The sequence below is a fragment of the Microcoleus sp. K4-B3 genome, assembly GCF_036704615.1.
GTDB lineage: Bacteria > Cyanobacteriota > Cyanobacteriia > Cyanobacteriales > Microcoleaceae > Microcoleus.
This window is the reverse complement of sequence record NZ_JAUBSF010000022.1, coordinates 72,544-83,017: the sequence shown is the minus strand read 5'-3', so window position 1 is coordinate 83,017 and position 10,474 is coordinate 72,544. Positions and strand designations below refer to the sequence as shown.

At 43.5% G+C, this 10,474-nt stretch carries 4 protein-coding genes; 2 read left to right on the top strand and 2 right to left on the bottom strand.

What is annotated here, in order from left to right; genetic code table 11:
- Nucleotides 1-303 precede the first annotated feature (303 nt).
- The gene (locus tag QUA78_RS12835) at nucleotides 304-2,772 is read right to left on the bottom strand and encodes an ATP-dependent Clp protease ATP-binding subunit (protein ID WP_333398838.1); all 2,469 of its coding nucleotides are present in this window, start codon (nucleotides 2,770-2,772) and stop codon (nucleotides 304-306) included.
- A gap of 466 nt (nucleotides 2,773-3,238) precedes the next feature.
- Between QUA78_RS12835 and QUA78_RS12830 the strand changes: the two genes are divergently transcribed.
- Nucleotides 3,239-8,596, top strand: coding sequence for an AAA family ATPase (locus tag QUA78_RS12830; RefSeq protein ID WP_333302456.1), 5,358 nt, complete (start codon nucleotides 3,239-3,241; stop codon nucleotides 8,594-8,596).
- Nucleotides 8,597-8,600: 4 nt separating this feature from the next.
- Here the strand turns inward: QUA78_RS12830 and QUA78_RS12825 are convergent, their stop codons facing one another.
- Nucleotides 8,601-9,167, bottom strand: a complete 567-nt coding sequence (locus QUA78_RS12825) for a hypothetical protein (RefSeq protein WP_333302455.1) — start codon at nucleotides 9,165-9,167, stop codon at nucleotides 8,601-8,603.
- A 122-nt stretch (nucleotides 9,168-9,289) separates the two neighbouring features.
- On the opposite strand from QUA78_RS12825, the gene QUA78_RS12820 reads away from it, so the two are divergent.
- Entirely contained in the window at nucleotides 9,290-10,303 is a 1,014-nt protein-coding gene (locus tag QUA78_RS12820; protein WP_333302453.1) for a hypothetical protein, read from the top strand.
- Nucleotides 10,304-10,474 lie beyond the last annotated feature (171 nt).

Below are 10,474 nucleotides of genomic sequence, written 5' to 3'. Positions count from 1 at the left end.
GGCACAGCAAAGTTTTCAGTTCTGCTGCGGTTTCTCGAATCACAATCTTGACAACTCCTGACATGGTTTTGACCTCTCTTTGGCTACTAAATTGCAAAATGCATTTCTACTAACTGTAGCACTATTTTATGAAATTGGTATTACATATCGAAAGAGCATTATCGATTATTTTGGGGTAGGGAAACGGCACTGCCGTGTCCTCCGTTGCTTGCTTTTTTTAAACTGGTTTTATTTAATTAAAAACCCGGTTTCTCTGAGAAACCGGGTTTTTAATCAACAGTATTTATCCGTTTGTCGATCGCATTAATGGCTCAATGCGAATTCGGGCAATTTCGGCTCAGATGAACCATCCGGCACTACCTTAACCTGACCGTTTTCATCCACATCAACGATCGCCTTTTGGCCTTCTTTAAGCTTCCCAGACAGCATTTCCTCAGCCAGTACATCTTCCAACAACCGCATGATTGCGCGGCGCAAAGGTCGAGCACCGTAGCTGGGATTGTAGCCTTCTGTAACTAACAGATCCTTGAACCGTTCCGTCACCGACAAAGTAATACCCTGTTCGGTTAAGCGGCTGAAGACTTGCTGCAACATAATGTCCGCAATCTGCTTCACTTCTTCCCTGTTCAACTGGCGGAAGACGATAATCTCATCCAAGCGGTTGATAAATTCGGGACGGAAAAACTGTTTCATTTCTTCGTTTACCAAGCTGCGAACGCGGTTGTACTGCGCGTCTGCGGCACTTTCAGTAAACTCGAAACCGAGACCGCCGCCGCCTTTTTCAATCACTCGCGAACCGATGTTTGATGTCATCACGAGCAGCGTATTCTTAAAGTCTACTGTCCGACCTTTGGCATCGGTCAAGCGGCCGTCTTCCAAGATTTGCAGCATCATGTTGAAGACATCCGGGTGAGCTTTTTCGATTTCGTCGAACAAGATGACCGTGTAAGGACGGCGCCGGACTGCTTCTGTTAGTTGGCCGCCTTCATCGTAGCCAACGTAACCCGGAGGCGAACCGATGAGTTTAGAAACCGTGTGGCGTTCCATGAATTCGGACATATCTAACCGAATCATGGCTTCTTCGGAACCGAAGAAATATGTTGCCAGGGCTTTTGTAAGTTCCGTTTTACCGACGCCTGTGGGGCCGGAAAAGATGAAACTAGCGATCGGGCGATTGGGATTTTTCAAGCCTACCCGCGCGCGGCGGATAGCCCGAGAAACTGCGCTGACAGCTTCTTCTTGACCGATCAAGCGCTGGTGCAAAGTATCTTCCATGTGCAGCAGCAATTCTGATTCGGATTCTGTCAGCTTGCTGACTGGTACTCCCGTCCAGTTAGCCACGATGTGGGCGATGTCTTCTTCGGTGACGATGGGAGAAGTTTTGAGTTGGCTTTTGTTGATCGTAGCTTCGGCGATTTCGGCTTCAATTTCTAATTCGCGATCGCGCAATTTTCCAGCTTTGTCGAAGTCTTGCTCGCGCACTGCTGCATCTTTTTCTTTTGTTACTGCAGGCAGTTGCTTTTTGAGTTCTTTAACTTCGGGCGGCGTTTGTGAATTCATCACGCGGACGCGGGAACCTGCTTCGTCAATTAAGTCGATCGCCTTGTCTGGCAAAAACCGATCGTTAATGTATCTGTCTGACAGTGTAGCCGCTGCTTCTAAAGCTGCGTCGGAAATTGTCAGTCGGTGATGCTGTTCGTAAGCCGATCGCAACCCGTACAATATTTCTATTGTTTCAGCCACGCTCGGTTCGCCGACTTTGATCGGTTGGAAGCGGCGTTCTAAGGCAGCGTCGCGCTCGATGTGTTTGCGATATTCGTCCAAGGTAGTGGCGCCGACACACTGCAATTCGCCTCTGGCAAGGGCGGGTTTGAGCATATTGGAGGCGTCCATGCTGCCTTGAATTGCGCCTGCACCGACTAAGGTGTGAATTTCATCAATTACCAGAATGATATTGCCGGCAGCGCGAATTTCGGCCATGATTTTCGTCAGCCGTTCTTCAAATTCGCCTCGGAACTTTGTACCAGCAATCAGCGAACCCATATCGAGGCTGATTACTTGTTTGTCTTCTAAAATTTCCGGGACGTTTCTATTAACAATCCGCTGGGCTAGGCCTTCAGCGAGGGCTGTTTTGCCGACTCCCGGTTCGCCTACTAACACTGGATTGTTCTTCGTGCGGCGGCCGAGCACTTGGATCACGCGCTCAATTTCATTTTCGCGGCCCACCACAGGATCGAGTTTGCCTGCTGCGGCTAACTTGGTCAGGTTTGTGCCGAATTCTTCTAAAGTCGGGATTTTGCGATCGCCGCTATCCCCCCTGCCTCCGGGTACCGCCGCCACTTCTCCCACGGCACGAATTACCTGCGTGCGGACTCTCTGGCGATCGATCCCCAAGTTTTGCAGCACCTTCCCCGCCACCCCTTCGTCGTCTTGGATCAGCCCCAAGAGGATGTGCTCGGTGCCGATGTAATTGTGGCCTAACTGCCGCGCTTCGTTCAGCGCCGTCTCAAAAATGCGCTTAACGCGGGGCGTAAAAGGAATTTCCGGCGGGAGGAACCCGGAACCCCTACCGATGATATTTTCGATTTCATTACGCGCCTCTTTCAAGTTGAGGCCCATATCCAGTAATACTTTTGCAGCGATGCCAGTGCCTTCGCCGACGAGTCCCAGGAGGATTTGCTCGGTGCCTACAAAATTGTGGCCGAGACGCCGCGCTTCCTCTTGGGCTAGCATGATTGCTTTAATGGCTTGTTCTGTAAAGCGTTCAAACATATTTTTTCTATCCTACTGTCTTGGCGAGGGCTGTATCGCTGCTGGTAAGGAGCGATTTGGAACACTACACAAATTATAGATGTAAATTTTTGTGTATTTCCTTCTCTAACAATGTATCTTGCTAAGGGGGGAGGGACAGTGGGGAGACCCGAATAGTAGGGGTGTGGTTGCCGTCCGCTGTCGATCGGATATTAATTGAGAATAATAGTAGCAAAATGGCTTGATTCCATGAATACTATCATTTTATCTATAAATAGATTCTTGTACGAGTAAATAAAGCTTGATTTTTTTTTACCTAAGTACGTGGTTTAATTAAGCATATAACAGTTGCCATGTCAAGACTTTTGACGGTTGCCATGTCAAGACTTTTGACGGTTGAGGGTGGTCGTGCCGTCAGCCAACAGCCAACAGTCAACAGCCAACAGCGACTCGAATCAGATATTTTTTTAACTCTGAGGAGAACTCCATGCAATTTCTCTCGCAATACCAAATCCACTCCACTCTCCACGAAGGTATGGAAACGATTATTTATCGAGGAAAAAGCCCCACCCACCAAGAGACAACCGTACTCAAAATCCTGAAAGCTGAATATCCCACCCTCGATGCAATTACCCGGATCAAGCACGAGTATCGCATTCGCCAACATTTAGACCATCCGGGCCTAGTTAAAGTCATTAGCCTAGAAACCTTTGACAACCGTCTCGGCTTGCTTTTGGAAGACTATAATGGCGAATCTATCGATCGACTGATGGCGAGACAAAAGCTCGAAGTCATAACCTGTTTGAGGTTTGGCATTCAACTCATAAAAACCTTAGAATATCTGCACCTTCAAAAAATTATTCATAAAGATATTAAGCCTAGCAATATCATCATCAACAGCCACACAGGAATTATTAAACTGACAGATTTTGGGATTGCTTCGCGATTGTCCAAAGAAACTCCCCAAATTAATAATACTAACTCGATAGTCGGCACTTTGGCTTATATGTCTCCCGAACAAACCGGGAGAATGAACCGCACCCTCGACTACCGCACCGACTTTTATTCTCTCGGAATCACTTTATATGAAATGCTGACAGGTCAATTGCCATTTATGAGCAACGACCCTTTAGAAATTGTTTACAGTCACATAGCCTCTCAAGCAATTGTACCCCATCAAATTAATTCAGAGATTCCACCAGCTATCTCACAAATTGTGATGAAATTGATGGCAAAAAATGCAGAACAGAGATATCAAACCTCAGGCGGATTGTTAGCTGATTTAGAAAATTGTTTAAATCAGTTAGAAACTACAGGCAAGATAGTCGATTTTACCCCCGGAAACTTAGATATATTGAGTCAGTTGTTGATTCCTCAAAAATTGTACGGTCGGGAAACACAAGTCAGCGAACTATTAGCAGCCTTTGAACGTGTAGCTAATCCCTGCGAGGAAATTTCTTCCCCTTCCCAAATTGAACTGATCCTAGTTTCTGGTTATGCAGGTATAGGCAAATCGGCCGTAGTCAGCGAAATCCAAAAACCCATCACCAGACAGCGGGGCTATTTTATTTCAGGTAAATTTGACCAATTCAAGCGGAATATACCTTACGCATCTTTAATTCAAGCTTTTCAATCTTTGATCCAGCAGTTACTTGCGGAAAATAACAAAAAATTACAAGATTGGCAAGATAAACTTTTAGCCGCACTAGGTGATTCCGGGCAAGTAATTATTGACGTGATTCCCGAAGTAGAATTGGTAATTGGCAAACAGCCTGCCGTTCCCGAACTTGCCCCAACAGAAGCACAAAACCGCTTTAACAGGCTATTCAAAGAATTTATCCACGTATTCGCACAAAAAGAGCATCCATTAGTCATATTTCTCGATGACTTGCAGTGGTCAGATTCAGCGACATTGAAATTAATGGAATTGCTGGCAACTGACCCAGACAGCAAATATTTACTATTAATTGGAGCCTATCGAGATCGTGAAGTTAGCTCTACACATCCTTTAATGCAAACAGTTGAGTACCTTCAACAAACGGGTACTCTTATTAACAATTTAGTGCTGGAACCTCTTTCTTTAGCGCAGGTGACTGAGTTAATTTATGAGACATTGAATCATTCAGAAAAAATTCACCCTTTAGCGGAGTTGATTTGGAATAAAACTGGTGGAAATCCTTTCTTTTTGACGCAATTGCTCAACAGTCTTTATCAAGAAAAACTTTTGAAATTTGACTTTAACAGGCTCACATCTCCCGGAATAAAAGGGCAGTGGCAGTGGAATATTGAGGAAATTCAAGCTATTGGTATTACAGATAAGAGTGTAGTTGAACTGGTAGCCAGTCGGATTAAAAAACTGCCAGAGATTACACAAGAAGTTTTGAAATTAGCCGCTTGTGTTGGGGACAATTTCACTCTAGATGTTCTCTCTACTGTCAATGCAAAATCTCCATCAGTCACTGCGACGGAACTCTGGGATGCTTTACAAGCCGGGTTAATACTTCCATTGAATGAGAGTTATCTGATTCCTTTGTTTTTAGATTTAGAAGCTGCAGTTAATAATGTTAATCATATAACTTTCAATTCTTCGCGAGTCGGCTATAAATTCTTGCACGATCGCGTCCAGCAAGCTGCATATTCGCTGATTCCTGATGATGAAAAGAAAGCCACTCATCTTAGCATCGGTAAATTGCTACTTGAAAATACGCCGCCCGATAAAGTAGAAGAGAGAATTTTTGATATTATTAACCAGTTGAATGTAGGAATTGATTGTCTCACTCGGCAATCAGAAAAAGATGAATTAGCAGGATTAAATTTAATGGCTGGGCATAAGGCAAAAGCAGCTAACGCTTACGAACCCGCTGTTAAGTATTTGAATGTGGGAATTTCCTTATTAGCACCTGATAGCTGGGTTCACAACTATAACATGACGCTGCGGCTGTATGTAGAGACGCTGGAAGCGGAATATTTAAACACCAACTTTGAGCAAGCAGAAGTTTTGGCAGAAGTGGTTTTGCGAGCGGCTAAAAACCAGCTTGACATAGTGAAAGTGTATCAGCTAAAAGTCCTATTTTATCAGGCTCAAAGCCAGATGCTAAAAGCTGTTGAAACAGGTCTAGAAGTGCTGAAAATGCTGGGAGTAAACCTATTAGATAAGCAAAGCGTTGCAGTGCCAAAATTGCCGCGAATTGATGAATTAGCCAACCTGCCAGTCATGACAGATCCTTATCAACTGGCAGCTATGGAAATCCTGACAGCCCTCTATCCTCCTGCTTATATTGCCAAACCAGAAATTGTGTCCTCCCTCGTTTTGACTATGGTCAATCTTTGTATCGATCGCGGTCATTCAGCATTAGCCACTTTTCCCTATACTCTTTATGGAATGATCCTGTGCGGAACCGAAGGCGACATCGAAGCTGGCTACTACGCTGGACTAATCGCTTTAAAGCTGCTAGAACAATTTAATGCTAGCCAACAAAAAGCTAAGGTTTATGTAATGTTTAATGCTCATATAAGAATCTGGAAAGAGTCTACTAAAAATACACTTGCTTCTTTTCTAGAAGGAATGAAAGTTGGTGTCGAAACTGGCGATTTAGAATGGGCAATTTATAATTGTAAGCACTATATTACCAATTTATTTTTGGTGGGACAACCGCTAGAATATGTCGAAGATAAACAAAGCGTTTATATGGAGTTTTTGCAAAAAAATAAACACGAATTTGCCATAGGTTATGCTCAAATTTGGCAAGGAATTGCTTCAAGCTTAAGAAGCCAAACAGCAGAGCAAGTACGGTTAGTTAGCGGCAGGTTGGATGAACCTGCTGTGATGTCGTGTTGGCAGAAAGAAAATAATCGAATGTCGCTGTTTGCAGCTTATGTGGGTAAATTGATGCTGCTTTATTTATTGAAAGATTATGCTTCGGCTGTTGCCAGCGGTAAATTAGCGGCAGAATATGCAGATGGGGCGATCGGCTTAATCACTGTTGGGGTACACAATTTCTACTATTCGCTGGCTCTCCTCGCTCACTATCCTGACAGTGACAATCAAGAAGCATACCTAGCTATTGTTAACTCTAATCAGCAAATTATGAAAAAGTGGGCCTACCATGCACCCATGAATTATCAGCATAAATACGAGTTAGTCGAAGCAGAAAAAGCGCGAGTTATCAGCGATAAACTTGCCGCAATGGATTATTATGACTTAGCTATTAAAGGAGCTGCTGCTAACGGTTACATCCACGAAGAAGCATTAGCTTATGAATTAGCTGGAGAGTTTTATCAATCTTTGGATAAAGAGATAAGTGCTCGAGCTTATCTGACAAAAGCTTATTATGCTTACATCCGCTGGGGAGCTATAGCCAAGGTTAAAGACTTAGAATCCCGTTATGATTATTTAGTTGAGCGCCATCAAGACGCAATATATAAAAATGTTGTCACCACTGCGAAAACAACTATTAACAATAGTTTGGTGCTGGATTTTTCAACAGTTGTAAAAGCATCACAAGCTGTTTCGAGCGAAATTATTCTCAGCCGCTTGCTAGAGAAACTCGTACAGCTTGTAAAGGAAAACGCAGGTGCTCAAAAAGTATTATTTATTGCCAATACAGGTAATCAATTATTCATAGAAGCGGCGATGACAGGTGACTTTAAGGATGTAACCGTGTTGCAATCTCTCCCAATTGCCGAATCCGATATGCTGCCAATTTCCTTAATTAAATATGTAGAAAGAACCAGAAAATACTTGGTTTTAGACGATGCTACCAGATCCGATCAATTTCAATTTGACCCGTATATTGCCATTAATCAACCCCTATCTATCCTGGTATTGCCAATTATCCATCAAGGCAACCTTACGGGAATTTTATATTTAGAAAATAATTTAACCAAAGGTGCTTTTACTAGCGACAGGGTAGAAGTTTTGGGAATCCTGTCTGCACAAGCAGCTATTTCTCTAGAAAATGCCCGTTTTTATACTATTCTGGAAACGCGAGTAGCCCAAAGAACTGAGAAATTGCAAACTGCACTGGAAGAACTTCGCCGCACTCAATTGCAGCTAATTCAAAGTGAAAAAATGTCCAGTTTAGGGGAAGTGGTAGGGGGGATTGCTCACGAAATTAATAACCCGATTAACTTTATTTATGGAAATTTACATTACACCAATGAATACTCTAAAAATTTACTAGATTTACTACAGTTATACCAAAATAATTACCAAAATCCCGTGCAAGAAATAATAAATAAAAGTGAGCAAATTGATTTAGATTTTTTGATGAATGATTTCACTAAAATGATTGATTCCATGAGAGTTGGTGCTGCGAGGGTTCGCGATATTGTGCTGTCGCTGCGAAACTTTGCTCGACTAGATGAATCAGATAAAAAATCGGTTAATCTCCACGAAGGGATCGACAGCACCTTAATGATTTTGGCTCAAAAATTAAGCGATATTCAAGTGATCGAGGAGTACGGCAATTTGCCTTTAGTGAACTGCTATCCGGGAGAAATTAATCAGGTATTTATGAATTTACTTACCAATGCAATTGATGCTTTTTCTTGCGAAACAGTGAGTGAAGCTAACTCGACAAAGACTCCAACAATTCAGATTTGCACGGAAGTCGCGGAAGGAAATCAAGTAGCGATTCGCATTGTTGATAATGGTGTGGGGATGAGTTCGGAGGTACTGGGTAAAATATTCGACCCGTTTTTTACTACTAAAGAGGTAGGTAAGGGGACTGGTTTGGGATTGTCTATCAGTTATCAAATTGTGGTACAACAGCATGGAGGAAAGCTAATTTGCAAGTCGGAACCTGGAGAGGGCAGCGAGTTTACTATACTGCTTCCGTATTGATTAATTAAAGCCATCGTGAAAGCAACTGTTCAATTACTTTCACAAAGCCGATCGCAATTTGAATCAACGGCCAACCTACAAAACAAATGAATACCGCCCAGCGAGTTTGAATATCCAAACCTTGGCGAACCGCCACAATTACAGCTAGCAAACTCCACACAGCTAATATGCGCTCTATTCCTTCTCCCAACAAGGGAATCAGCGTTAAAAAATTCAGCACTTGGGGCGCGTAGGCAAAGCCGATCGGAACCAACAACTCCCCATAAGTTACGTGCCCCGGCTTCAGCCACTCCCCAATTTTAAAGATAGTGAAAGTCCAAAAATAATAACCCCCCGCGACTGCCAAACCATCTATCCAAAGTGCTAAAAATAACACTGATGGCTCAGTTCGGTTGATTAATAAGATGACGGCACTGCCCAACACGCGGGACACCGCTGCTAAAATTACAATTGTTAAAGCTATCCGCTTAGTTCTGGGAGTGTAGGGAGTTTTTTCGTAAAAATTGCCGTTCAAAGAAAGTGCGTTCCAAAGGGTTGCCCCCAAACCTGCAATTGAATCTTCTCCCTTCACGTTGAACTCCTGCTCCTCAAGATAGTTGACAACTTTTACAAAATAAGGTCTAATACAGCAGAATCACCGAACTATTTCTACGTAATTAGCTAATTAATTGGCATTCTACCAGATTTTATTAAATGCTAAGATTGATTTTACGGATACTTGCATGGCTGCGCGGGGGAAGTTTAAATTTGCTGATCGTCGCAGGTGTAATCCTGATAATTTGGGGCATTCTTTCCCCGGTGGGAACTGTTATATGGTGGCTGAATCAAAGTGCCGAAACTTTGGGTTTCAAGAAAAATCCGCCGGAGATATTGCCTTCAAACAAGGGCAATCTAGAAGCGCGCAAGTCTTCGCCGCTCAATTGTTATATCATCTTTTTACCGGGAGTTGGCGATTTTTCAGGGGATGAATTAACCCCTGGTGAAGAGTTTTTTCTCAAGCGTTTAGTTAAAAGTCACCCGCAGTGCGTAGCAGTGGGCGATGTTTTTCCTTATTCAGCGTCTAACAAAAGTTTGGGAGGAGAGCGGTGGCTAGCTCCTTTTTGGCGGTTTGCAGAACAGGCAAAAAAAGGGCCGATTGCGGGGAATATATTCATTAAAATTCGCAATCTCTGGAGGTTTGCAATTTCTCTAGATTATCGCTACGGCTTTGCATACAATCAGGGAATTGCTAATGCAATTATCGAGCGCATGAATGCTCAATCTCCGATTTCAGTTAATCCTCAACAACCTTTGAAAGTTATTTTAATTGGCACTAGCGGCGGCGCACAAGTTGCTTTGGGTGCTACTCGCTATCTTAAAGAATGGCTGAAGGCAGACATTACGGTTGTTTCGGTTGGGGGCGTGTTTTCGGGAGAAAATGGTTTTGCAGAAGCCGATCGCGTTTTCCATTTTCGCGGCACTCGCGATTCAATTGAGGATATTGGCGGCATAGTTTTTCCAACTCGCTGGTACTGGTACGCGACTTCTCCTTTCAATCAAGCTCGTTTGCAAGGCCGCTATGCAGAAGCTTTGAGCGGCCCTCACAAGCACGACGGCGATGATGGATATTTTGGGGAAAATCGGGCGGCAGAGGGTCAAAAGTATGTAGATATAACGCTGGACAAGATTAATCAATTGCCTGTTTGGTCTGAGGGCGCGTCCGATTGATGAGTTCTTGCATATTCGATAGTCATTAGTTATTAATTTTGTCATTGTTCGTTCTGCGTCTCTTGAAGCTTGGCCTTGTTGCCTTCCAGTCTCTACCTCCAATTCGCAATTCCCCATGCCCGATGCCCGATGCCCAATTCCCAATTCCCAATTCCTTATTCCCTATTATCA

Excerpts from the sequence above, each read along its gene's own strand:
- QUA78_RS12835 (WP_333398838.1), bottom strand. The coding sequence starts at position 2,772 with ATGTTTGAACGCTTTACAGAACAAGCCATTAAAGCAATCATGCTAGCC.
- QUA78_RS12830 (WP_333302456.1), top strand. The coding sequence starts at position 3,239 with ATGCAATTTCTCTCGCAATACCAAATCCACTCCACTCTCCACGAAGGT.
- QUA78_RS12820 (WP_333302453.1), top strand. The coding sequence starts at position 9,290 with ATGCTAAGATTGATTTTACGGATACTTGCATGGCTGCGCGGGGGAAGT.